Below are 24,086 nucleotides of genomic sequence, written 5' to 3'. Positions count from 1 at the left end.
GCTGTCCTACATGCCCTCCCACAAGGGGAGAGGGCGCATTCACCACCACTGTATGGCATTGAGTTCCAGTCCGGATTGTGGAGCATGAGATGTGTAGCTCCTCAGCCAATCCCCTTCGCCGGCGGAAAATCCATCCGGTCGTTCGTCCGGCAATAGCGATCCGCGAACATGCGTCCCACGGGATGGAACAGCTCCATCTCCACTCGCATCTTCTCGGCATCCCACAACTCGTCGCGGATGTGAAAGGCCAAGCCCTCGCCGAGCACCAGCACGCGATCGCCGTTGACGTCGATCAGCTGCCAGGTCTTGCACTCCATCGCGAACGGTGCGTCCGCCAGCCGCGGCACGCCGATCATGCGGGACGGCGCGAGCTTCAGCCCGAGATGATCGGGCTCGCCGATCTCGGGCGGGAAGTCGCCGCCGGTCTCGTGCATCACTTGCGCCAATGGCTCGTCGGTGATGTGCACCACGAATTCGCCCGAACGGCGGATGTTGACGAGCGTGTCCTTGGTACGGCCGTCCGGCCGCAGGTTGATCGCGAACACGCACAGCGGCGGGTCCTCGCCCATCACGTTGAAGAACGAGAACGGGGCGGCGTTGACAACGCCGCTTTCGCCCTTGGTCGTGACCCAGGCGATCGGCCGCGGCAGCACGAAGGAGGTCAGGATCTTGTAGCGCTCGCGCGGGCTGAGATCGGTCGAAAGGTATTGCATGGTCACGGCCTCTGGTGCGTTGGTCGGCCGACCGTAGTGGGCGATGATGCGATGCGGAAGCCGATAAAGCGGGCAGTGGTTGCGTGCGTCCGCGGCGTTCCCTCAATGGGAAATTCGACGTTCCCGGGAACGGCTCGGGCAGCGCCACGTTCGACCAGACCAACAACTACAAATGGAGGTCACGCCATGAGATCGACGGTCAGCCTGATCGCGTGCGCGTTCGTCATCTCGGCCACGTCAGCCCTGGCACAGGGAATGCAGCCGCAAACGACGACGCCGCCAAGTGCGCAGAATTCCGGTGCAGGCATTCAAGGGGCTCCCGGCAACAAGAACGGGCCGCCGGCGACCGAGTCCGGAACGGTCGGCTCGTCGTCCACCATCAACCGTCAAAATCCCGACGTCAGCACGCAGGACACGTCCAACATCAAGGGCATGCCGGGCAATAAGAACGGCCCGCCGGCGAAGAAGCCGCAAGACTGAGCGGGTATTTGAAGGGGCGGCTGCGTCCGCAGTCGCCCCTTTCGATTGAGCCAATCCTCGTTGCAGCAACAGTCCGGCCGCCAGAGTACGGCCGGTCAAGTCACGGCAGCGCGGCGGCGCCATTGGTCACGATCAAATTGTCCGTATCCGCCGGCGCCAGCTCGCTGGTCGCATCGCCGCCGAGATATTTGTCGAGGGTCGCCTGGATGCGTTCCCGCGCTGTATAGGGCCCGCGGTCGCTCATCCAGGTATGCTGAAACTCGGTCTTGATGATGTCGATGCCGCTCTTCTGGCCGAGCTGCTTGGGCAGCACGTCCGGATCGGTCTTGAATTCGGGATCGTCGGAGCGGAAAGATAGGATCTTGAGCTTGTCCCGCACGACGAAAGGCACGCGCAGATTGTCCAAGGTCACCACCTGGGAGACGATGTTCGGATGCTCCTTGGCGAAATACATCGCGGTGTCGCCGCCATTGGAGTGGCCGACCAGCGTGAGATGATCATAGTCCGCATTCGGATGCCGCTTCTTCATCTCGTTCAGGACGCAGAGAATGTTGGCCTCGCCCTTCTTGTAGACGTCCAGCCTTCCGACATAGGGCAGACCGACCTTGGTGACGAGCGGCGGATCGGTCGGCAGGTCCTGCTGCACGCTGGCGACGAGGTAGCCGCGTGCGGCGAACACGTTTGCAAGGAACGAGTACTCGGTGTTCTTCACCGTGTTGCCGTTGCTGATGACCGCGACCGGCAGCCGCCACAGCCCGGCATTGGCCTTCATCTCGTAGTCCTTGCGGACCGCGATATCGACATTGATCGGCCGCTGCCGCGCGGCGTCATAGAATTCGCGGCTCTCGTGCTGGATGCCCCATTTGGCCATCGCAAAGTAGCCTGCCACAGCTAGCGCAGACACACAGGCCAACACCGTCACACCGCGTTTCATGGCATCGTTCCCCTCGGAATTCTCCCGGTCATGTGATGCGGGACAACGCCGAGGTCACGGGGGTGTGGCATGGACAAACGGATTAAATTTCCGAAATCTTGCGGCGCAGGGGCGGAACGAATTCGGGAGTGGCGAACCAGTGGGCCGGCTCACCACGCCGAGGTGCGTCAAAACGCCGTATAGCCGCCATCGATCACGAAGCTATCGGCCGTATGATAGGACGACGCCTTGCTCATCAAATACACCGCGATGCCGCCGAAATCGGACGGCTCGCCGAAGCGGCGGACGGGAATGCGCGGCATGACGTTGGCGACGAACTTCTCGTTGCCCATGATGCCCGCCGTCATGTCGCTCTTGATCCAGCCGGGCAGGATGGCATTCGCGGTGACGCCGTAGCGGGCAAGCTCGACGGCGAGCGCGCGGCACAGCGCGTTGATCGCGGCCTTGGTCGCCGCATAATGCTCGTTGCGTGCGGTGCCGAACAGCGAAGCGAGACTCGATGTCGCCACCAGCCGGCCGAACGGATCGCCGGCCTCGGCCCGCGCGGTCATGTGCTTCGCGGCGGCCTGGAAGGCATGGAAGACACCGTCGAGATTGGTCGCGAACATGGTGCGCCATTCCTCCTCGCTGCGCTCGATGAAGGGCTTGCGGCCACCGCCGCCGATGCCCGCATTGGCGAAGCAGCCATCGACGCGGCCGAACGTATCCAGCGTCGCCTTCATCGCCTCCGCGACGGAGGCAGGGCTCGTCACATCGCAGATGCGCGTCTCGACCTTGCCGGGCCCTGCGGCCATCGATGCGGCAGCAGCCTTGTTCTTCTCGGCGTTGCGTGCCCAGATCGAGATGTTGCAGCCACTGGACGCAAGTGCCTGGGCAATGCCGAGGCCTATGCCTCCATTGCCGCCGGTGACGACGGCCACACGGCCGGTGAGATCGAACATTGTCATGAGCGTTTCCGTGAGGTGCGAGCGCGCTCTCGGCGCTTCGATTATTTGGATGACGCAACCATGGACAAGCGAAGCGCAAAAATCAAATATGCTGCACGAACCAAGCGATGCTGCGAATTTCCGCCGCGAAGAATGCAGCGCTCGACAAGCTTTTGAGAGGAAACCATGCAGTTCAAGCACGTCACGCTCGATTTCGACGGGCCCGTCGCCATCCTCACGCTCGATCATCAGGAGGTGATGAACGCGGTCTCGATCGACATGCTCGGCGGCCTCGCCGAGGCGCTCGACGAGATCGAGGAGAGGAAGGCTGAGGTGCGCTGCCTGGTCGTGACCGGCGCTGGTCGCGCGTTCTGTACGGGTGCCAATCTGCAGGGGCGCAACGCGCAGGCCAAGCCCGGCCGCAGCAATGCCGGCGCTGCGCTGGAGACCGCCTTCCACCCATTCCTGCGCCGTCTGCGCAATCTGCATTGCCCGATCGTGACGTCGGTGAACGGCCCGGCCGCCGGCGCCGGCATGAGCTTCGCGCTGATGGGCGACATGATCCTGTGCGCGAAATCCGCCTACTTCCTGCAGGCGTTCCGCCGCATCGGCCTGGTGCCGGATTGCGGCTCGACTTGGCTGCTGCCGCGCTTGGTCGGCAAGGCGCGTGCGATCGAGCTGTCGCTGCTTGGTGAGAAGCTGCCGGCCGAGACGGCGCTGCAATGGGGCCTCGTCAACCGCGTCTATGACGATGCGGCACTGAAGGAGGAGACCATGAAGCTCGCGCATGAACTCGCCAACGGTCCGACGGTGGCGCTGGCGCAGATCCGCCGGCTGTATTGGGAGAGCCCGGAGAACTCCTTCGAGGAGCAGCTCAACGAGGAATTTCAGTCGCAGCGCATCGCCGGCGCGACGTCCGACTTCAAGGAAGGCGTCACCGCGTTCCTCGAAAAGCGCCCCGCCAAGTTCAAGGGCCAATGATCGAGACCGAGCTGTCAGCTTGCGTCGCCGCGTTCATGCCGGGCGCGACCGGCGTGCGCGGCGCCGCGAAGCTGTCCGGAGGCGCCAGCCAGGAGACGTGGCGCTTCGACATCGTCCATCCCGACGGCGATATCGGTGCCATCCTGCGCCGCTCGCCGAAGGGCTATGGCGCAGCCCCCGGACGGGCTGCAGGACTCGACAATGAAGCGGCGTTGATGCGTCTCGCACACGCCGCCGGCGTGCCGTCGCCGGAGGTGCTGCACGTGTTGACGCCCGGTGATGATCTCGGCACCGGCTTCATCATGCGCCGCGTCGAGGGCGAGACCATCGCGCGCAAGATTTTGCGCGATGTTGAGTTCGCCGAGGCGCGGCCGCGTCTCGCGCGCCAGCTTGGCGGCATCGCTGCGGGGATTCATGGCATTGCGCGCGCGAAATTGCCGGCGTTGCGCGAGATGAACGCGACCCGGGAGATCGCGGAGCTTGCGCGCGAATATCGCAGCTTCGACTGGCCGCGGCCGGTGTTCGAACTGGCGCTGCGCTGGCTGTCGCAAAACGATCCCGGGCCCTCGGACGTGGTGACGCTCGTGCATGGCGATTTCCGCAACGGCAATCTGATCATCGGGTCCGACGGCGTGCGCGCCGTGCTCGACTGGGAGCTCGCCCATCTCGGTGACCCCATGGAGGACCTCGGCTGGATCTGCGTCAACTCCTGGCGGTTCGGCGAAATCGACAAGCCCGTCGGCGGCTTCGGCGCGCGGGAGGATCTGTTCGCCAGCTACGAGGCCGCCGGGCGCAAGGTCGATCCCGACAGGGTGAATTTCTGGGAGGTCATGGGCACGTTGCGCTGGGGCGTGATGTGCTGCGGCATGATGCAGCGGTTTCGGATCGGTCCCGACCACTCGATGGAGCGCGCGATGATCGGTCGCCGTGCGTCGGAGACCGAGATCGATCTGCTGCGGCTGCTGGCGCCGCGAGGAGAAGGCTGATGCAGGACGAACCGACGCCGACCGAGCTGGTGCAGGCCGTGGCGGATTTCCTGCGCAACGATATCACGCCGCTGATCTCGGGCCACCAGGCCTTCAAGCTGCGCGTGGGCATCAATGCGCTTGATCTCGTCGTGCGGCAGCTGACGCAGGCGGCTGCAGCTGACGCCGCCGAGCATGCACGGCTGAAGCAATTGCTCGGAGAGGACGGCGCGCTGGTTGATCTCAATCGTGCTCTGGCGAACCAGATCGCGAGCGGCGCCGTCGACCTCGCGACGCCGGGGCTGAAGGAGCATCTCTGGCAGACCACGCTCGACAAGCTGGCTGTCGATCAGCCGAACTACGCATCCTACAAACGCGAGGCGGGGAGGAGCCAGGATGGCGCCTAATTCTCGGCCGTCATTGCGAGGAGCGTCAGCGACGAAGCAATCCAGACTGCCTCTGCAGATGCAGTCTGGATTGCTTCGCTTCGCTCGCAATGACGGTGGTGAGAGCGGAGCAGGTCCGTCCATCACCTCTGACGTCATTCCGGGGCGCGACGCAGTCGCGAGCCCGGAATCCATACGCTCGATCGTGGATATGGATTCCGGGCTCGCGCTGCGCGCGCCCCGGAATGACCAACTCACGTGGCGCTCACCGCCCCAGCCACTTCGGCGGCCGCTTCTCCGAAAACGCCTTCGGACCCTCGATATAGTCCTGCGAATGGATCATCGCCTGCACCGCCGGGTAGTCGCGCTGCTCGGTGATGGCCTGCTCCAGCGACACCGCAAGGCCCTTTTCGATCGCCTGTTTGGAGGCGCGGATCGACATCGGCGAGTTCTTGGCGATCGTCTCCGCCCAGCGCTCCGCGGCCGCCAGCGCCTCGCCCTGCGGCACCACCTCGTTGACGAAGCCGAGCTCATGGCCTTCGCGCGCGCCGACATGGCGCCCCGTGAGGATCATGCCCATCGCGCGCTTCATGCCGATCTGGCGCGGCAGCCGCTGCAGCCCTCCGGCGAGCGCGGCGAGGCCGACGCGCGGCTCGGGCAAAGCGAAAGTCGCATTCTCCGAGGCGACGATCAGGTCGCAGGCGAGCGCGATCTCGAAGCCGCCGCCCATCGCGACGCCGTTGACGGCGGCGATCAGCGGCTTGTCGCAATCGAAGCGCGAGGTGAGGCCGCCGAAGCCGCTCCGGCCCCAGCCGCGCTTGCCACCGGCCGCCTGCCATTTCAAATCGTTTCCGGCGCAGAACGCCTTGTCGCCCTCGCCGGTGACGATCGCGACCCATTGCTCGGGATCGGCCGCGAAGCCGTCGAACACCGCCTCGAGCTCATAATGTGCGTCGGTATGCAGCGCGTTGTAGACCTCGGGCCGGGCGAGGGTGACGATCGTGACCGGTCCCTTGCGCGTGACCTTCGAGAATTTGAGCTCCATCGATCTTTCCTCCTGGTTTCTGATTGGCAACGTTGCGCGAGCTTAGCGCCTGCGCTGCATCTGCAGTCATCCAAATACGCAACCGCGCTGCGCGCCACAAGCACGCGGCGGAGAGCCGGGCCGCCCACAATCAAGAACAACAACGACATGCATAGGGAGACACGCCATGGATTTTTCCTTGCCGAAGGAATTGGTCGCCTATCTCGACGAGCTCGACCGCTTCATCGCCGCCGAGATCAAGCCGCTGGAGGAGGCCGACGACAACATCCGCTTCTTCGACCATCGCCGCGAATGGGCGCGCACGGATTTCGAGAATGGCGGGCTGCCGCGGCATGAGTGGGAGCAGCTGCTGCGCAAGGCCAAGGACCGCGCCGATGCCGCAGGTCACCTGCGCTTCGCGATCCCGAAGCGTTATGGCGGCAAGGACGGCTCCAACCTCTGGATGGCGGTGATCCGAGAGCATTTTGCGTCGAAGGGGCTCGGCCTGCATAACGACCTGCAGAACGAGCATTCCATCGTTGGCAATCTCCCGATCGTCACCATGCTCGACCGCTACGGCCGCGACGATCAGAAGGCGATGATCGACGGTTCGATCACCGGCAAGTACCGCATCACCTTTGGTTTGACGGAGCCGCATCACGGCTCGGATGCTACCCATATGGAGACCAAGGCCATTCCGGCGACGCGCGACAACGTCAAGGGCTGGCTGATCAACGGCGAGAAGATGTGGACGACGGGCATGCATGTCGCCACCCATTGCGCGCTGTTCGCGCGCACCTCGGGCAATGACGGCGACGCCCGCGGCATCACCTGCTTCCTGGTGCCGGCGAAGAGCGAGGGCATGAAGGTCGAGGAGTATCTCTGGACCTTCAACATGCCGACCGACCATCCCCGCGTCAGCTTCACCAACGTGTTCGTGCCGGAGGATGCTGTCTTCGGCGAGGTCGGGCGCGGCCTGTCGCTGGCGCAATGTTTCGTGCACGAGAACCGCATCCGGCAGGCCGCGAGCTCGCTCGGCGCGGCGGTGTTCTGCATCAATGAGAGCGTGAATTACGCGCGGGAGCGGAAGCCGTTCGGCAAGGCGCTGGCCGAGAACCAGGCGATCCAGTGGCCGCTGGTGGAGCTCGCGACGCAGGCCGAGATGCTGCGGCTCCTCATCCGCAAGACGGCCTGGGAGATGGATCAGCTCACCCAGGCGCAGGTGGAGCACACGCTGTCCGACAAGGTCTCGATGTGCAACTACTGGGCTAACCGCCTGTGCTGCGAGGCGGCCGATCGCGCCATCCAGGTGCATGGCGGCATGGGCTATTCGCGCCACAAGCCGTTCGAGCATATCTACCGCCACCACCGTCGCTACCGCATCACCGAGGGCAGCGAGGAGATCCAGATGCGCAAGGTGGCGGGGTTCCTGTTTGGATATATGGGAGCGAACAAGAGGTGAGGCGGTTGTAGTTCGAAGACAGCCATCGTGAGCATTCGCGAGCAATCCAGACCTGTCACGTGGCCCCTGGATTGCTTCGGCGCAAGGGCGCCTCGCAATGACGGTGGGGAGAGGGCGCACGCTCTCTCCACGTCATCGCGAGCGCGAGCGAAGCGATCCAGGAGTCGTCGGGCAAGTCCTTGGTCAATTCACCTGCCGGTCCTTGCCCGCCCAATAAGGGTCGCGCAAATTTCGCCGTAAGATCTTGCCCGAGGGATTGCGCGGCAGCGCATCGAGGAAGTCGACGGTCTTCGGCGTCTTGAAGCCGGCGATGCGGGTGCGGGTGAAATTGATGATGTCGGTCGCGGTCGCCTGCTTGCCCGGCTTCATGACCACGATCGCCTTCACGGCCTCGCCCCATTTGTCGTCGGGAATGCCGATCACGGCGGCCTCGGCGACGTCAGGGTGATCGCAGATCGCGCTCTCGACCTCGGCCGGATAGATGTTCTCGCCGCCGGAGATGATCATGTCCTTGATGCGGTCGTGGATGTAGACGTAGCCGTCCTCATCCATGTAGCCGGCGTCACCCGTACGCAGCCAGCCGTCCTTGCCGAGGGTGCGCGCGGTTGCCTCCGGCAGATTCCAGTAGCCCGCCATGTTGGAGCCGGAGCGGGTCGCGATCTCGCCGACCTCGCGCGGCGGCAGCGGATTGCCAACGGGATCGATGATCGCCACCTCGACGCCGGGCAGCGGCTTGCCGGCCGAGCGCATCCGCTCCAGCCCTTCGATATGGTCCTCCGGCGGCAGCGCGATGATGGTGCCGGTGGTCTCCGTCATCTCATACATCTGCACGAAGCCGCATTTGAAGACGTCGATGCATTCCTTGAGCAGCGCCGCCGGAATCGGCGAGGCGCCATAGAGCATGTATTTCAGCCGCGAGAAATCGACCTGCCGTGCCCGTGGCTGCCGCACCACCAACTGCATCGCGGCGGGCACCATGAACAGCTTGGTGATGCCGGAGTGCTCGAAGACATCGAGGATCCTGGTCGGATCGAACTCGCGCGCGATGACGCCGCGGGCGCCGTGATACAGGCTCATCAGGCCCCAGCCGGAGCCGCCGATATGGAAGATCGGCATCGCGATCAGCGACACGTCCTCGGTCGACCATTTGTTCCAGTCCGGCTTCTCCGCAGGATTGCCGGTGTTGACCAGGTTGAGGAAGTTCGCGTGCGACAGCATCGCGCCCTTCGGCTTGCCCGTCGTGCCTGATGTGTAGAGCTGCAGCGCGATGTCCTTCGGCGTGATGTCGACGCCCGGATCATCGGCGCTCTGCGCATCGCGCCACGCGGTGAAATCCTGCCATTCCGGTGCGCCGCCCTCGGTGGTGATGATGTGCCGCACGCTCGGAAGCTGGTCGCGGATCTGCCGGATCATGGTGATGAACTCCGGCCCGACGAACAGGGCAGGGGCCTTGCAGTCCTCGACGATGAACGCGACCTCGGGACCGGCGAGCCGCCAGTTCACCGGCGCCATCACGACATTGGCCTTCATGGCGCCGACCAGCAGCTCGAAATAGACGTCGCTGTTCTTGCCGAAATAGGCGATGCGCTCACCCGGCTTGATGCCGAGCGCCTTCAGCGCGTTCGCGACCTGGTTGGTCTTGCGGTCGAATTCGGCGAAGCTGGTGATGCGGCCCTCGAACTCATAGGCGGTGGCGGAGCCGAGTGCCTGCGCCTGGCTGCGCACGACGTCGACGAGCGTCGACGCTGCCGTCGTGACGGACATGTTTCCCTCCGATTGTGTTTTATTGCTTATTTATGGTCCTTTCTTTCTCGCCCCGGGCTACGCCCGGAGCGAGCATCTTGCAGTCAGACGACGGGCTACGCGCCTCCAATCAACAGCGTCGTCAGCTCGTTCGCGTCGCCCGGTCCTTCTCGTTCTGCGCCTTGATCGACTCCTTTGCCTTGGTCCAGTCGTCGTCGCTCCAGTCGCGCAGCTGATAGAAATTGCCGCCCATCGCTAAGGCCTGGGCGCCGTCCATCGCGATGGTCTCGCCATTGATCCAGTTGCAGCCGCCGGAGATCAGGAACACCGCGAGGTTCTGCAACTCCTCCATGGTGCCGACCCGCCCCATCGGGTTCATCGCCTTGGTGCGCGCGCCGGCTTCGTCGCCGGGCTTGATGCGCTTGCTCATGCCCTCGGTCGGGATTTCACCGGGCGCGATGGTGTTGAGGCGGATGCCGTAGCGGCCCCATTCGGTCGCGAGCGACATCGTCATCGCATGGATCGCCGACTTGCTCATCGCCGACGGCACCACATAGGGCGAGCCGTTGCGCACCCAGGTCACCGTGATCGACACCACGTTGCCCGGCTGCTTCGCCGCGATCCAGCGCTTGCCGACCGCATGCGTCACGTAGAACGTGCCGTGCATGACGATGTTGGCGACTGCGTCGAATCCGCGCGGGCTCAATTCCTCGGTGCGGGAAATGAAGTTGCCGGCGGCATTGTTAATGAGATCGGTCAGGCCGCCTTCCTGGAAGATCGCCTCGATCATTTCCTCGACCGCCATCGCGTTGCGGATGTCGACGCCGTGGCTGGTGACCCGGCCGCCATAGAGATCCATCAGCTCGGTGGCGGTCTCGTCGCAGACGATTTTCCGCCGGCCGCAAATATGCACTTCCGCGCCGAGCTGCAGGAAGCGGGCGGCCATCGCCTTGCCGAGGCCGGTGCCGCCGCCGGTCACCAGAATGCGTCGACCCTCGAGGAGATTGTCCTTGAACATGGAAGTTTCCCGCCTGACATGTTGTGAGTTAATTGGTCGATTGACTAAACTGCTCCGACAGCCTTCTGTAAAGTCACAAAGACAATCGTGAGGAGACCGCCCGATGGACAACCGCATCGCGATCGAGATCAAGGACGGCGTCGCCGATGTCCGCCTGGTCCGCGCCGACAAGATGAATGCGCTCGATCAGGAGATGTTTGCGGCGCTGGTGGCGGCCACCGAACGGCTGTCGAACGAAAAGGGGCTGCGCGCGGTGGTGCTGTCCGGCGAGGGGCGCGCATTCTGCGCAGGGCTCGACATGGGCCGCTTCGCGGCGATGAAGGAGTCCGGTGGTAATGGTATCGCTGGCGGCGAGAAGCGTGATCTCACCGTTCGCACCCACGGCAAGGCGAACTTCGCCCAGCAGGCGGTATGGGGCTGGCGGCAGCTGCCGGTGCCGGTGATTGCTGCGGTGCATGGCGTAGCCTATGGCGGCGGCTTCCAGCTCGCGCTCGGCGCCGACATGCGCTACGTCGCGCCTGATACCAAGATGTCGATCATGGAGATCAAATGGGGTCTGGTGCCCGACATGGCCGGCACGCCTGTTCTCGCGACCTTGATGCGCGACGACATCCTGCGTGAGCTGACCTACACCGGCCGGGTGTTCTCGCCGGAAGAGGGGCAGGCGTACGGCCTGGTCACGCGCATCTGTGCCGATCCGCGCGCTGCCGCGCTGGAGACGGCGCGGGAGATCGCGGGCAAAAATCCGGATGCGATCCGCGCCGCCAAGCGGATGCTGAACAATCTCTCGGTCGATCCGGGCCCGGCGTTGCTCGCTGAATCCGTCGAGCAGCAGAAGCTCATCGGCAGTCCCAACCAACTCGAATCTGTTCGTGCCAACATCGAGAAGCGCGCGCCAAAGTTCGCTGACTAATGCAGTCATTCCGGGATGCTCCGAAGGAGCAGACCCGGAATCTCGAGATTCCGGGTTCGCTGCTCCGCATCGCCCCGGAATGACGACGCCACTCGAACCGACGTTAGATCGGACAAGGTAATAAGAATGGAAACGTCCTCTTTGTTCTGCGGCATCATCTCCGGCGATCGCCGGCGCAGCCATCCCGAGATCGCCGACCGCGCCGCGCGGATCGCCAGCGGCCTCGCGCAGCTTGGCGTGCGCCAGGGCGATTGCGTCTGCATGCTGATGCGCAACGACATCGCCTTCATCGAGGCCGCCTATGGCGCGATGCGGCTCGGCGCCTATGGCGTGCCGGTGAACTGGCATTTCAAGCCAGAGGAGATCGATTACATCCTGAAGGATTCCGCGACGCGGGTGCTGATCGGCCACGCCGATTTGCTGCATCAGCTGCGCGGCCTGATTCTGGCCGGCGTGACCGTGCTGAGCGTGCCGACACCGCCGGAGATCCTGTCGAACTACAAGATCAGCGCGGAGCTGCTGGAGACGCCTGACTTTGCGATCGAGTTCGAGCACTGGCTCACCGAGCAGACCGCCTACGACGGGCCGCAGGTGCCGCAGCCGCAGAACATGATCTACACCTCGGGGACGACCGGTCACCCCAAGGGCGTCCGCCGTGCCGCGCCGACGGCCGAACAGGCGGCCTCCGCCGAGCGGATGCGGGCGCTGATCTACGGGCTGAAGCCGGGTTCGCGCGCTTTGCTGCCGGGGCCGCTGTATCATTCGGCCCCGAACGCCTTCGGCCTGCGGGCCGGTCGGCTCGGCGGCGTGCTGGTGCTGATGCCGCGATTCGAGCCGGAGGCGTTTCTCGAGCTCATCCAAGCCGAGCGCATCGACACCGTCTTCATGGTGCCGACAATGTTCATCCGGCTGATGAAGCTGCCCGACGAGGTGCGCCGCCGCTACGACGTCTCGTCGCTGCGCCACATCATCCACGCCGCAGCACCGTGCCCGGCCGACGTCAAGCGCGCCATGATCGAGTGGTGGGGGCCGGTCATCTACGAGTTCTACGGCTCGACCGAATCGGGTGCCGTGACCTTCGCGACCTCCGAAGACGCGCTGAAGAAGCCCGGCACGGTCGGCAAGGTCTCGCCCGGCGCCGAGTTGCGCTTCATCGGCGAGGACGGCCGCATCCTGCCGCAGGGCGAAGTCGGCGAGATCTACTCCCGCATCGCCGGCAATCCGGACTTCACCTATCACAACAAGCCGGAAAAGCGCGCTGAGATCGACCGCGACGGCTTCATCACCTCCGGCGATGTCGGCTACATCGACGAAGAGGGCTACGTCTTCCTCTGCGACCGCAAGCGCGACATGGTGATCTCGGGCGGCGTCAACATCTATCCGGCCGAGATCGAGGCCGTGCTGCACGCCGTTCCCGGCGTGCATGATTGCGCCGTGTTCGGCATCCCCGATGCCGAGTTCGGCGAGGCGCTGATGGCGGTGGTCGAGCCGCAGCCCGGCGTGACGCTGGACACCGGCGACATCAAGGCGCGGCTGAAGGCGTCGCTGGCCGACTACAAGGTGCCCAGGCACATCGAAATCCATGGCCAATTGCCGCGCGAGGATTCCGGCAAGATCTTCAAGCGGCGCCTGCGCGATCCGTATTGGGAGCGGGCGGGACGGCAGATCTGAGGCGGTCGGCAGTGACGGGAAGCGAGTGCCGCATTCAATAAGGCAGGTGACGCCTCTTTCTTGATCTTGCGCTGCGGTACGGATACGGCAGACTGACCCGTAAATGGGCAGCTGCTGGAGAGCGCATCCATGTCGCCGCAAACCATGCCATCCGAGGAAATCCGTCCCAACCGCGCCGCCGAGGCGCAAGCCATGGAGGAGGACGCGCGGCTGCGCGACGATATCCGCCTCCTCGGCCGCATCCTCGGTGACACCGTCCGCGACCAGGAGGGCGCTGACGTGTTCGACCTCGTCGAACGCATCCGCCAGACCTCCGTGCGCTTCCATCGCGACGAGGACCGTCAGGCGCGCCGCGAACTGGAGCAGATCCTCGACGGCATGACTACGGCGGAGACCGTCCGCATCGTCCGCGCCTTCAGCTATTTCTCTCACCTCGCCAACATCGCCGAGGACCAGAACAACATCCGCCGCATGCGCGCCAAGAGCGACGGCAATGGCGGCGCCGGGATGCTGGCGGCGACGCTCGCCCACGCCAAGTCGGCCGGGTTCAAGGCTGACGAGCTGCGCAAGTTCTTCTCCACCGCGCTGGTCAGCCCCGTCCTGACCGCGCATCCGACCGAAGTGCGGCGCAAGAGCACGATGGATCGCGAGATGGAGGTCGCGATGCTGCTCGACCGCCGCGAGCGGATGCAGCTGACGGCGGACGAGCGCGAGGCCAATGACGAGGCGCTGCGCCGCGCGGTGCTGACCTTGTGGCAGACCAATCTGCTGCGCCGGACCAAGCTGACGGTGCTCGACGAGGTCACCAACGGGCTGTCGTTCTACGACTACACCTTCCTGCGCGAGGTGCCGCGGCTGCTGTGCACCCTGGAGGACCGGCTCAATGACGGCGCCGAGGTCGCGGGCGATCTGGCGTCGTTCCTGCGCATGGGCAGCTGGATCGGCGGCGATCGCGACGGCAATCCGTTCGTGACCGCCGAGGTGATGCGCGGCACGCTGAAGCTGCAGTCCAGCCTGGCGCTGCATTATTACCTCGAAGAGCTGCATCTGCTCGGCAGCGAGCTGTCGATGGCGGCCCATCTCGCCGATGTCTCCGAGGAGCTGCGTGTCCTCGCCGAGCGCTCGCCCGACACGTCGCCCCATCGCAGCGGCGAGCCGTATCGGCTGGCGGTGTCCGGCATCTATGCGCGCCTCGCGGCCACCGCGAAGAAGCTCGGTATCCAGATCAGCCGCCTGCCCGTGGCGGATGTCGCGCCTTACGACAGCGTCAAGCAGCTGCAGGACGATCTCGACGTGCTGCATCGCTCGCTGATCGCCAACAATGCCGAGGTGATCGCGCGCGGCCGGCTGCGGATGCTGCGGCGTGCGGTCGACTGCTTCGGCTTCCATCTGGCGCGGCTCGACATCCGCCAGAACTCGGCGGTGCACGAGCGCACGGTGGCCGAGCTGATCGACACCGCGATGCCCGGCATGTCCTACATGGCGCTCAGTGAGGACGCGCGGGTCGGCCTTCTGGTCAGCGAGCTGCGCAATAACAGGCCGCTGGTGTCGCAATTCGTCAAATACAGCGACGAGACCGTCGGCGAGCTCGACCTGTTCCGCGCCGCGGCCGAGGCGCATGCCACGTTCGGCGCCGACGTCATCTCCCAGTGCATCATCTCGATGTGCAAGGGCATGTCGGACATGCTCGAGGTCGCGCTGCTGTTGAAGGAGGTCGGGCTGATCGATCCTTCCGGGCGCTGCGCCGTCAACGTCGTGCCGCTGTTCGAGACGATCGAGGATCTGCAGGCCTCCAGCGGCATCATGGACCGGATGCTGGCGCTGCATGATTACCGGCGCCTGGTCGACAGCCGCGGCGCCGTGCAGGAGGTCATGCTCGGCTACTCCGACAGCAACAAGGACGGCGGCTTCGTCACCTCGGGCTGGGAGCTCTACAAGGCCGAGATCGGGCTGGTCGAGATCTTCGAGCGGCATCACGTCAGGCTGCGGCTGTTCCACGGCCGCGGCGGCTCGGTCGGCCGCGGCGGCGGCCCGAGCTATGACGCCATCATCGCCCAGCCCGGCGGTGCGGTGAACGGCCAGATCCGTATCACCGAGCAGGGCGAGATCATCTCCAGCAAATATTCCAACGCCGAAGTCGGCCGCTATAATCTGGAGATACTCGCGGCCGCGACGCTCGAGGCCAGTCTTTTGCACCCGCGCCAGCCGGCGCCGAAGCCCGAATATCTCACCGCGATGGACCGGCTCTCGGAGCTCGCCTTCAAGGCCTATCGCGGCCTGGTCTACGAGACCGACGGCTTCGTCGACTACTTCTGGGCCTCGACCGTCATCAACGAGATCGCGACTTTGAACATCGGCAGCCGCCCGGCGTCGCGCAAGAAGACCCGCGCGATCGAGGATCTGCGCGCGATTCCCTGGGTGTTCTCCTGGGCGCAGTGCCGCTTGATGCTGCCGGGCTGGTACGGGTTCGGCAGCGCGGTCGAGACCTGGATCGCGGAGAATCCGGCGCAGGGCATGCCGTTCCTGCGCGAGCTCAATCGCGAATGGCCGTTCTTCCGCATGCTGCTGTCGAACATGGACATGGTGCTCGCCAAGAGCTCGATCGCGATCGCCTCCCGCTATGCCGAGCTGGTGCCCGACGAGGCCTTGCGCGAAAAGATTTTTGGCCGCATCCGCCGCGAATGGAATCTGGTGATCGAGACCTTGCTCGACATCACCGGCCAGGAGCGGCTGCTCCAGGGCAATCCGCTGCTGGAACGCTCGGTGCGCAACCGCTTTCCATATCTCGATCCGCTCAATCACGTGCAGGTCGAACTGTTGAAGGCGCACCGCGCGCAAAACCCGGACGAACAGGTGCTGCGCGGGATTCAGCTCACGATCAACGGCATCTCGGCGGGGCTGAGGAATACGGGGTAGGCGAGAGCTCTGCATCGACGCCGTCTTGGCCCGGTTTGTCCATTGCAGGCGCACTGTCAAATACAGCGCCCTCTCCCCTTGTGGGAGAGGGCATCGCTGGCCTCTCCATGCACTCGGTTGGGTGAGGGGACTCTCGCCACGTGCAAAACTCGTGGAGAGGGACCCCTCACCCAACCGAACCTGCTGCACCTTCCTACATGCCCTCTCCCACAAGGGGAGAGGGCGCATTCATGAGCAGTGCACTCGTAGCTGCCGTAGGGTGGGCAAAGCGGCCGCCCTTTGGGCGGCTGCGTGCCTACCGTGGAGCTACGTCGTCGGAGGCAATGGTGGGCACGGCGCGCGACGGAGCGCGGCTTGGAACGCAGGCTCTGAGGCGCGCCTTTGCCCACCCTACGGCAGCGTCGCTTGGACATCTTCCGTTCACAGTCTCAAACAACACGGGACACAGCATCTCATTCTCGCGGCGCATCGCGCCCGAGTGCATGCAACTGACGTCCCTCACAACCATGCAAGGGCGCGGGGAATGCCGGGTGAAGGCCTCACCCATGGCCCGCCTGCAGAAAGAAAAGCAGGCGGCAGTCACCACAGGTTCAGCCGATCACCGGCATTCCCCGCGCGATGTCTTCACGCTTATACGCGATCTCCCCGGTGTGCCGGCTCGTAGACACCGTCGCCTGCGGGATGCTGGGCATCACCGCTGACTTGACGCCTGCATCGGGGCGCCAGGACCACGCGATTTCACGTCCGCAACAAAGCCGTTCGTCCGCGCATCCGTGAAGACACGCTGCGGCCCACTGCGGTCATCGCATCCCCGCCTCGCGTGTCGTGACGATCGCGCGCTACGCCCCTTGCTTGAGGCGGGATGGAGGGAGAAAAGCATGAATGCGGAAAAAACGCAAGATATTTTTATTTTATAGAACATCCGAGAGAGAGCGTCGGCGCGTGGCGGCGAGGCTCGCTGCTAGCCTCTCCCCGCCAGGGCGAAGCGAAGCTTCGCTAGGGCGGGGAGAGGCCGGATTGCATCGTTAGATGCAATCCGGGTGAGGGGGCTTTTCGCGGGGGCGGTGGGCGTGGCTGCCCCTCACCCCAACCCTCTCCCCGTGAAGAACGGGGAGAGGGAGCGCACCGACAGTGCCGCGACGACGTCGTGTCGCCTCCCCGTAAGCGTTGCTGATGGTCTATGCGCAGCGCCGATCTCAGACCGTCCTTTTGCATGAACACGCCGAGCGGCGTGTTCATGGTCGATGTGGAGGACGCATGGGGTAACAAGGCGTCATCCTGAGAGCGATCGCGCGACCTAACAAATATGCGCGCCCTGCGTCTCCACATACACCGCATACAGTGATTGGCTGGCGGTCATGAACAGGCGGTTGCGCTTCTTGCCACCGAAGCAGACGTTAGCGCAGATTTCCGGCAGCTTGATCTGGCCGATGCGCTGGCCGTCGGGCGCGAAGATGTGGACGCCGTCATAGCCTTCGCCGACCCAGCCGGCGCCGACCCAGATGTTGCCGTCGATGTCGACGCGGAGGCCGTCGGGCAAGCCCGACTTGCCATCGAGCGTCATGTCGATGAACGCCTTGGCGTTGGACAGCTTGTCGCCATTGATGTCGTACTGCCAGATCACGTTCTTCGCATTCGGATAATGCGTGGTGCCGGTGTCGCAGACATAGAGCTTCTTGTAATCGTGGCTGAAGGCGATGCCGTTCGGCTTGAACGGCTCGTCGGCCACTTTCGTCACTGCGCCGGACTGCGCGTCGACGCGGTACACCGCCTCCTTCTGGAACGGCTGGTTGGAGCCGTTGCGGACGTTCTGGCCTTCATAGAGGTTGATCGCGCCGTAGCCGGGGTCGGTGAACCAGATCGACTTGTCGGCGGGATTGACGACCATGTCGTTCGGGCCGTTGAGCGGCTTGTCGTTGGCCTTTTCGGCCAGCACGGTCACGGTGCCATTGTGCTCGAAGCGAACGAGGCGGGTGCGCTCCGCGGTGATCTGCCGTCCCTCATAATCGAAGGTGTTGCCGTTCGACTCGTTCGAGGGTTTTCTGAACTGCTGCGAGATGTGGCCGTCGTCGTCGAGATAGCGGAGCTGACGATTGTTGGGAATGTCGCTCCAGACGAGGTACTGGCCCTGCGTGTTCCAGGCCGGACCTTCCGCCCAGAGGCAGCCGGTGAACAGACGCTTGATCGTGGTGTTACCGACCTTGGCCTTGAAGCGCTTCTCGTCGATCACGACGATGTCAGGATCGGGATAGCGCTGCGGCTCGGCATGCGGCCCATAGTCGCGCGCGATCGCGGGGGAGACCGCGGCAGCCGCGGCGGCAAAGCCCGCAACGCCCTTGAGGAGCGTGCGCCGGTCGAAGCGATCGGCTTCGGCCGGCACGTCCTTGGTGAGATCGTGTCGTGAATTCGTCATGGTTTCCTCCAAACGTTTTTTGTTGGGAGGCGACCATACGACGGAATCGTGGCGACGTGCGGGTCGTTTCGATAAATAACAACTTGAGATGGTGTGCGCTGCAAACCAGCTCTTGCGCGTCGCAGCGATCAAATGGGATCCCAGCCGAAGATATCGGCGGAACGATCGAGCTTGTAGAACGACGGCTTCAGCGCGGGCATGCCGTGCTCGGCAATGGTCTGCGGCGTCCAGCCTTCGCCGCGATGCACCGAGCGCAGCGGGCGCGACTGGCCCATCAGGAAAATCTCGTTCATGCGCACCGCAAAGATCTGACCGGTGACGTCCTTGGAGGCATCGCCCAGGAGATAGGCGACGACCGGCGCGATCTTCTCCGGTCCCATCCGCTTCATGCGTTCGACGCGCTCCTTCTCGGCCTCGGTCTCCGCCGGGATGGTGCCGATCATGCGGCTCCAGGCGAACGGCGACACGCAGTTGGAGCGGACGTTGAAGCGGCCCATGTCGAGTGCGATCGACTTCGACAGGCCGACGATGCCGAGCTTGGCGGCCGCGTAGTTGGCCTGGCCATAGTTGCCGATCAGGCCGGATGTCGACGTGAAGTGCACGAAGGAGCCGCTCTCCTGCTCGCGGAACAGTCGCGCCGCCGAGTGCGACATATAGAACGAGCCCATCAGATGCACCTTGATGACGGCCTCGAACGCCTCGATGCTCATCTTGTGGAAGATCATGTCGCGCAGGATGCCGGCATTGTTGACCACGCCGTCGAGCTTGCCGAAATGATCGGTCGCGGCCTTCACGATCTTGCTGGCGGGGATCGCCTCGGACACGCTCTCGAAATTCGCGACCGCCGTGCCGCCGGCTTTGCGGATCTCCTCGACCACTTCCTCCGCCGGCGCGGCGCTGGTGCCCGAGCCGTCGGAGGCCACGCCGGGATCGTTGACCACGACTTTGGCGCCCTCGGCGGCGCACAGCAGCGCGATCTCGCGCCCGATGCCGCGGCCGGCGCCGGTGACGATGATGACTTTGTCCTGGAGTGATTTGGTCATGGGAGCTTCCTTGGCTGGATGTGTGTTGTGACCTTGCCCGCCGCAGGGGGGCGATGTTTGGCGGTTGGGGCCTCATGGTTCGAGACGCGCCGAAGAGGCGCTCCTCACCATGAGGGTTGAGATCTCTCCCAGGTATCAGTTCTCTTTCCGCGAAATCAGTCCTCGTCCTGAGGAGCCCGCCGAAGGCGGGCGTCTCGAAGGACGTTGGAGGCCGTGCTGACTGCCACGAACTGTCCCGCGTCGTTACCTCTCATTGGTGAAGATGATCGTGCCCGACGCGGCGAACATGCCGCCGACGCCGTGGCACACGGAAATCTTGGCATTCGGCACCTGGGCAGGGGCGATGCCGCGCATCTGGCGGACGCTTTCCTGCAGCGCGTACATGCCGTACATGCCCGAATGCATGTAGGACAGGCCGCCGCCATTGGTGTTGAGCGGGAGCTTGCCGCCCGGCCGCGTGTGGCCGGCGGCGATGAACGGGCCGGTCTCCTCATGAGGCATGAAGCCGAGATCGCCGAGGCCGAACAGCGGCAGATGCGCGAACGCGTCGTAGATCATCAAATGATCGACATCGGCATGCGTGATGCCGGCCTCCTTGAAGGCGAGCGGGCCCGCGACCTTGAAGGCGCGCGACGAGGTGAAGGTCTCCATCTGGCTGACCATCGGCGTCTCCACGCTCTCGCCGGTGCCGAGAATGTACACGGGCTTGCGCGGAAAATCGCGGGCGCGATCGGCCGAGGTCAGGATCAGCGCGCCGCCGCCGTCGGTGACGAGGCAGCATTGCAGCAGCCGGAACGGATAGGCGATCATGCGCGAGCTCAGGACGTCGTCGACCGTGATCGGGTCCTTCATCATCGCGCGCGGATTTTTCGCCGCCCATTCGCGCTGCACGACCGCGACCATTGCGAGCTGCTCATGGCTGATGCCGTAGGTCTTCATGTAGCGCAGCACGGGAATCGGAAACATGCTGGGCGGGCCGTACACGCCGAACGGCGCCTCGAACTGGCCCTGCAGGCTGTCGGCCGGAATCGAGCGCGGCAGCTTGCCGACCATCGACTTGCCGCTCTCGGCATGGGTGATCAGCACGGTCTTGCAAAGGCCGGCCTCGATCGCTGCCGCAGCGTGCCGGACATGCAGCATGAAGGAGCAGCCGCCGACCGAGGTGCCGTCGACCCAGGTCGGCGTGATGCCGAGATAGTGGCACATCTGCTGCGGCGTCTCGACTGCGGTGGCAAAGCCGTCGATGTCCGAGAGCTTCAGTCCGGCATCGGCGATCGCGTTCAGCGCGGCATCCGCATGCAGCTGGATCTGCGACATGCTCGGGATGACGCCGAGCTCGGTGGTCTCGGCCGCGCCGACCACGGCAACCTGGTTACGATGCATGGCGTTATCCTTTCGCCGGTCGGAACAGGGGCAGGGTGATCTGGTCGTCGATGTTCTCGAAGGCGACTTCGAGCGGCATGTCGAGCTCGAGCGCCTCGGGCGTCTGCGGGCAGCCGGTGATGTTGCTCATCATCCGCGGGCCTTCCTCCAGCGCGACGACGGCGATCGCGTAAGGCGGCGTGAAGCCGGGCGCGGCCGGGCGATGATTGATGACGTAGCTGTAGAGCGTGCCCTTGCCTGAAGCCTTGAAGATGCTGACCTTGCGGCTGGCGCAGGACGGACAGAACGGGCGCGGCGGAAAATACACGTGGGCGCAGGCGTCGCAGCGCTGCAGGCGCAATTCGCCGGCGCGGGTGCCGTCCCAGAAATGCTGCGTCTCCGGCGTCGGCTTGGGGCGTGCGCGCATCGGCTCGGCCATCCCGGTGATCCTCCCGTGAGGCGGGCTGCGTCGCCCGCTGCATTGCTGTTTTGATGCGCCATGTGGCGAGGGGGCGTCAACGGTCTATCGCGCCGCGCATGCGGCCCTCCTAATGGTGCAGAGGTGCCTTGGTGGCAATTGCCGCCCGATGAAAATTGGTCTTTGATGTGATCACATGATCGGAGCCGCGATGAAGCTGCGTGATATCGCCCATTCCAGGACCGGCGACAAAGGGGACACCTCGAACATCTCGGTCATCGCCTATGATCCCAGGCACTATCCGCTGCTGCTCGCAGAGGTGACGGCGGAGCGGGTCAGGGCGCACTTTGCCGGCATTGTCCAGGGGGAGGTGGTTCGCTATGAGCTGCCCAACATCGCGGCGCTGAACTTCGTGATGAGCCGGGCGCTTGGCGGCGGGGTGACCCGCTCGCTGGCGCTGGATGCGCACGGCAAATCGCTGAGTTCCGCGCTGCTCGAGCTCAATATCTCCGCTGATGCCGCTGACCCAAATCTAGACCCAAGTTAGGATGCCATGACCGCTGCCAATCCGACCCTTGCCGCGCTCGCCGATGATCTTGCTGCCGGACGCACGACCTCCCGCAAGCTGGTCGAGGACTGTCTCGCCCGCATCGCCGATCCCGCAGGCGAGGGACAGCGCGCCTTCATCCACGTCGACAAGGATGCGGCGCTCGCGGCTGCCGACGGCATGGACGCCTTGCGCAAGGCCAACGCGGCGCCGTCGCCTTTTGCCGGCATTCCCGTCTCGATCAAGGACCTGTTCGACATCCGGGGGCAGGTGACCCGCGCCGGCTCGCGGGCGCTGGAGGATTCCGCGCCGGCGGACGCCGATGCGCCGGCGGTGGCGCGGCTGCGCAAGGCGGGCTTCGTCGTGATCGGCCGCACCAACATGACCGAGTTCGCCTATTCCGGCATCGGCATCAATCCGCATTACGGCACGCCGAAAAGCGCCTGGAAGCGCGAGGTCGGCTACGTGCCCGGCGGCTCGTCCTCGGGCGCGGCGGTCTCCGTCGCCGACCGCATGGCCTATGGCGCGCTCGGCACCGACACCGGCGGCTCCTGCCGCATCCCCGCGGCGTTCAACGGCATTGTCGGCTACAAGCCGACGCAGTCCCGCGTGCCGCTCGACGGCGGCGTGCCGCTGTCGACCACGCTCGACAGCTTTGGCCCGCTTGCCAATACGGTCGCATGTTGCGCGGTGCTGGATTCCGTACTAGCGGACGAACCGATCCGGCCGCTGGTCTCGCGTCCTGTGAAAGGCCTGCGCCTTGCGGTGCCCACCACGGTCGTGCTCGACGAACTCGATGCGGTGATCACCGAGACCTTCGAGCGCGCGCTGGACACGCTGGCCCGCCAGGGCGCGCTGATCGAGCGCATCGAATTTCCGGAGTTTCTCGATGTCGGCATCATCGGCATGAAGGGCGGCTTCGCCGCGGCCGAGAGCTATGCCTGGCATCGCTTCCTGCTGACGGCCAAGGGCGACGTCTACGATCCGCGCGTCTCCGTGCGCATCGCGCGCGGCGAGGCGATCACCGTGCCCGACTACATCGAGATGCTCAACGCCCGCCGCTCCCTGGTGAAGCGCGCCGCCGCGCGCATTGCCCCTTACGACGCGCTGGTGATGCCGACCACGGCGAACGCGCCGCCTGTCATCGCCGATCTCGCCGACGATGCGGCCTTCGCCCGCGAGAACATCCGCGCCTTGCGCAACTGCACCTTCATCAACATGATCGACGGCTGCGCCATCTCGCTGCCGGCCCATCGCCACGGCGAGGTCCCGGTCGGCCTGATGCTGGCACAAGCCGGCGGCCAGGATCGCAAGCTGCTGGAGATCGCGGCGGGGGTCGAGGGTGGGGTGCGGGGCTGAGGGGGAAGCTCGGGGAACACGGAAATCGGGTGGCGAAACACGTTTCTGACGACCACATTGTGGTCATGACGAACGCTCGCAGCCCAGCCGTATCCGTTCCGCCGAAGACGTTGCAACGCGTTGACACGATCGACTGGACGGCGGTGGAACGCGACCTAGATACCTGCGGCTGCGCGGTGCTGTCGCAGTTGGTCTCGCCCGACACGTGCCGCACGCTCGCGTCGCTCTATCCGGACGACAGCCATTTCCGCAGTCGCGTGATCATGGCGCGGCATGGGTTCGGGCGCGGCGAGTATAAGTATTTCAGTTATCCCTTGCCGGGGCCGATCGCGCAACTGCGGCCGCTTCTCTATGCGCGCCTGGTTGCCATCGCCAATCGCTGGAATGCGACGATGGGGATCGACGTCCGATATCCCGACGATCACGCAGCATTTCTGGCGCGCTGCCACGAGGCCGGCCAGACGCGTCCGACGCCGCTGCTGTTGCAATATGACGAAGGCGACTACAATTGCCTGCATCAGGATCTCTATGGCGAGCATGTGTTTCCGCTGCAGGTCGCGACCCTCTTGTCCGAGCCGGGGCGCGATTTCGAGGGTGGCGAGTTCGTGCTGACGGAGCAGCGGCCGCGGATGCAGTCGCGCGCCGAGGTGGTGCCGCTGAAGCAGGGCGATGCCGTGGTGTTCGCGGTCCACCATCGGCCGGTGCAGGGGACGCGCGGCAGCTATCGCGTTACCATGCGGCACGGCGTCAGCCGGCTGCGCGCGGGGCGGCGTCATACGCTCGGCGTGATCTTTCATGATGCGAAGTGAGGC

At 64.8% G+C, this 24,086-nt stretch carries 21 protein-coding genes; 11 read left to right on the top strand and 10 right to left on the bottom strand.

Annotated features, from left to right (window positions below):
• Positions 1-101: 101 nt before the first annotated feature.
• Positions 102-713, bottom strand: a complete 612-nt coding sequence (locus ACVILH_RS29945; protein ID WP_456716105.1) for a flavin reductase family protein — start codon at positions 711-713, stop codon at positions 102-104.
• Positions 714-899: 186 nt separating this feature from the next.
• Here ACVILH_RS29945 and ACVILH_RS29940 point away from each other — a divergent pair, with 186 nt between their 5' ends.
• Complete coding sequence (locus ACVILH_RS29940; RefSeq protein ID WP_456716104.1) at positions 900-1,193, top strand: hypothetical protein; 294 nt, start codon at positions 900-902, stop codon at positions 1,191-1,193.
• 100 nt (positions 1,194-1,293) lie between these two features.
• Here the strand turns inward: ACVILH_RS29940 and ACVILH_RS29935 are convergent, their stop codons facing one another.
• Together ACVILH_RS29935 and ACVILH_RS29930 are read right to left on the bottom strand one after the other, a co-directional pair.
• The gene (locus ACVILH_RS29935; RefSeq protein WP_456716103.1) at positions 1,294-2,127 is read right to left on the bottom strand and encodes an alpha/beta hydrolase; all 834 of its coding nucleotides are present in this window, start codon (positions 2,125-2,127) and stop codon (positions 1,294-1,296) included.
• A 167-nt stretch (positions 2,128-2,294) separates the two neighbouring features.
• Positions 2,295-3,074, bottom strand: coding sequence for an SDR family NAD(P)-dependent oxidoreductase (locus ACVILH_RS29930; protein ID WP_456716102.1), 780 nt, complete (start codon positions 3,072-3,074; stop codon positions 2,295-2,297).
• Between the two features lie 165 nt (positions 3,075-3,239).
• Between ACVILH_RS29930 and ACVILH_RS29925 the strand changes: the two genes are divergently transcribed.
• The 3 genes from ACVILH_RS29925 to ACVILH_RS29915 are packed head-to-tail and all read left to right on the top strand — an operon-like array spanning position 3,240 to position 5,406.
• Positions 3,240-4,034 carry an enoyl-CoA hydratase/isomerase gene (locus tag ACVILH_RS29925; RefSeq protein WP_456716101.1) on the top strand — a complete coding sequence of 265 codons (795 nt, stop codon included), beginning with the start codon at positions 3,240-3,242 and terminating at the stop codon, positions 4,032-4,034.
• Positions 4,031-5,020 (top strand): phosphotransferase family protein, encoded by a 990-nt coding sequence (locus tag ACVILH_RS29920; RefSeq protein ID WP_456716100.1) that lies wholly within the window; start codon positions 4,031-4,033, stop codon positions 5,018-5,020. The genes ACVILH_RS29925 and ACVILH_RS29920 overlap by 4 nt, the downstream gene beginning before the upstream one ends.
• Positions 5,020-5,406 (top strand): DUF6285 domain-containing protein, encoded by a 387-nt coding sequence (locus ACVILH_RS29915; RefSeq protein ID WP_456716099.1) that lies wholly within the window; start codon positions 5,020-5,022, stop codon positions 5,404-5,406. Before ACVILH_RS29920 ends, ACVILH_RS29915 begins: the two co-directional genes overlap by 1 nt.
• A 244-nt stretch (positions 5,407-5,650) precedes the next feature.
• Here ACVILH_RS29915 and ACVILH_RS29910 read toward each other — a convergent pair whose 3' ends face one another.
• The gene (locus ACVILH_RS29910) at positions 5,651-6,430 is read right to left on the bottom strand and encodes an enoyl-CoA hydratase-related protein (protein ID WP_456716098.1); all 780 of its coding nucleotides are present in this window, start codon (positions 6,428-6,430) and stop codon (positions 5,651-5,653) included.
• A gap of 166 nt (positions 6,431-6,596) precedes the next feature.
• On the opposite strand from ACVILH_RS29910, the gene ACVILH_RS29905 reads away from it, so the two are divergent.
• Positions 6,597-7,871: an acyl-CoA dehydrogenase family protein gene (locus ACVILH_RS29905; protein WP_456716097.1), complete on the top strand. Its 1,275-nt coding sequence runs from the start codon at positions 6,597-6,599 to the stop codon at positions 7,869-7,871.
• A gap of 183 nt (positions 7,872-8,054) precedes the next feature.
• On the opposite strand, the gene ACVILH_RS29900 is transcribed toward ACVILH_RS29905, so the two are convergent.
• Complete coding sequence (locus tag ACVILH_RS29900) at positions 8,055-9,635, bottom strand: fatty acid--CoA ligase (protein WP_456716096.1); 1,581 nt, start codon at positions 9,633-9,635, stop codon at positions 8,055-8,057.
• Between the two features lie 121 nt (positions 9,636-9,756).
• The gene (locus ACVILH_RS29895) at positions 9,757-10,632 is read right to left on the bottom strand and encodes an SDR family oxidoreductase (RefSeq protein ID WP_006613814.1); all 876 of its coding nucleotides are present in this window, start codon (positions 10,630-10,632) and stop codon (positions 9,757-9,759) included.
• Between the two features lie 103 nt (positions 10,633-10,735).
• Here ACVILH_RS29895 and ACVILH_RS29890 point away from each other — a divergent pair, with 103 nt between their 5' ends.
• From ACVILH_RS29890 to ppc, 3 genes are all read left to right on the top strand, one after another.
• A complete protein-coding gene (locus ACVILH_RS29890; RefSeq protein ID WP_456716095.1) occupies positions 10,736-11,545 on the top strand; it encodes a crotonase/enoyl-CoA hydratase family protein in 810 nt (269 codons plus the stop codon).
• 126 nt (positions 11,546-11,671) lie between these two features.
• The gene (locus ACVILH_RS29885) at positions 11,672-13,216 is read left to right on the top strand and encodes an acyl-CoA synthetase (protein ID WP_456716094.1); all 1,545 of its coding nucleotides are present in this window, start codon (positions 11,672-11,674) and stop codon (positions 13,214-13,216) included.
• A gap of 129 nt (positions 13,217-13,345) precedes the next feature.
• Complete coding sequence (gene ppc / locus ACVILH_RS29880; protein WP_456716093.1) at positions 13,346-16,132, top strand: phosphoenolpyruvate carboxylase; 2,787 nt, start codon at positions 13,346-13,348, stop codon at positions 16,130-16,132.
• A 1,297-nt stretch (positions 16,133-17,429) separates the two neighbouring features.
• Here the strand turns inward: ppc and ACVILH_RS29875 are convergent.
• From ACVILH_RS29875 to ACVILH_RS29860, 4 genes are all read right to left on the bottom strand, one after another.
• Positions 17,430-18,545, bottom strand: coding sequence for an SMP-30/gluconolactonase/LRE family protein (locus ACVILH_RS29875; protein WP_456716092.1), 1,116 nt, complete (start codon positions 18,543-18,545; stop codon positions 17,430-17,432).
• Positions 18,546-18,673: 128 nt separating this feature from the next.
• Positions 18,674-19,588 (bottom strand): SDR family oxidoreductase, encoded by a 915-nt coding sequence (locus ACVILH_RS29870; RefSeq protein ID WP_456716091.1) that lies wholly within the window; start codon positions 19,586-19,588, stop codon positions 18,674-18,676.
• Between the two features lie 243 nt (positions 19,589-19,831).
• A complete protein-coding gene (locus tag ACVILH_RS29865) occupies positions 19,832-20,971 on the bottom strand; it encodes a thiolase C-terminal domain-containing protein (RefSeq protein ID WP_456716090.1) in 1,140 nt (379 codons plus the stop codon).
• A 4-nt stretch (positions 20,972-20,975) separates the two neighbouring features.
• The gene (locus tag ACVILH_RS29860) at positions 20,976-21,389 is read right to left on the bottom strand and encodes a Zn-ribbon domain-containing OB-fold protein (RefSeq protein WP_456716089.1); all 414 of its coding nucleotides are present in this window, start codon (positions 21,387-21,389) and stop codon (positions 20,976-20,978) included.
• Between the two features lie 190 nt (positions 21,390-21,579).
• Between ACVILH_RS29860 and ACVILH_RS29855 the strand changes: the two genes are divergently transcribed.
• From ACVILH_RS29855 to ACVILH_RS29845, 3 genes are all read left to right on the top strand, one after another.
• Entirely contained in the window at positions 21,580-21,915 is a 336-nt protein-coding gene (locus ACVILH_RS29855; RefSeq protein WP_456716088.1) for an AtuA-related protein, read from the top strand.
• A 6-nt stretch (positions 21,916-21,921) separates the two neighbouring features.
• A complete protein-coding gene (locus ACVILH_RS29850; RefSeq protein ID WP_456716087.1) occupies positions 21,922-23,274 on the top strand; it encodes an amidase in 1,353 nt (450 codons plus the stop codon).
• A gap of 65 nt (positions 23,275-23,339) precedes the next feature.
• Entirely contained in the window at positions 23,340-24,083 is a 744-nt protein-coding gene (locus ACVILH_RS29845; RefSeq protein WP_456716086.1) for a 2OG-Fe(II) oxygenase, read from the top strand.
• Positions 24,084-24,086 lie beyond the last annotated feature (3 nt).

The organism is Bradyrhizobium sp. USDA 4353 (assembly GCF_054063215.1).
Note: the sequence above shows the minus strand (reverse complement) of the source record. Positions and strands in the feature narration are given on the sequence as shown.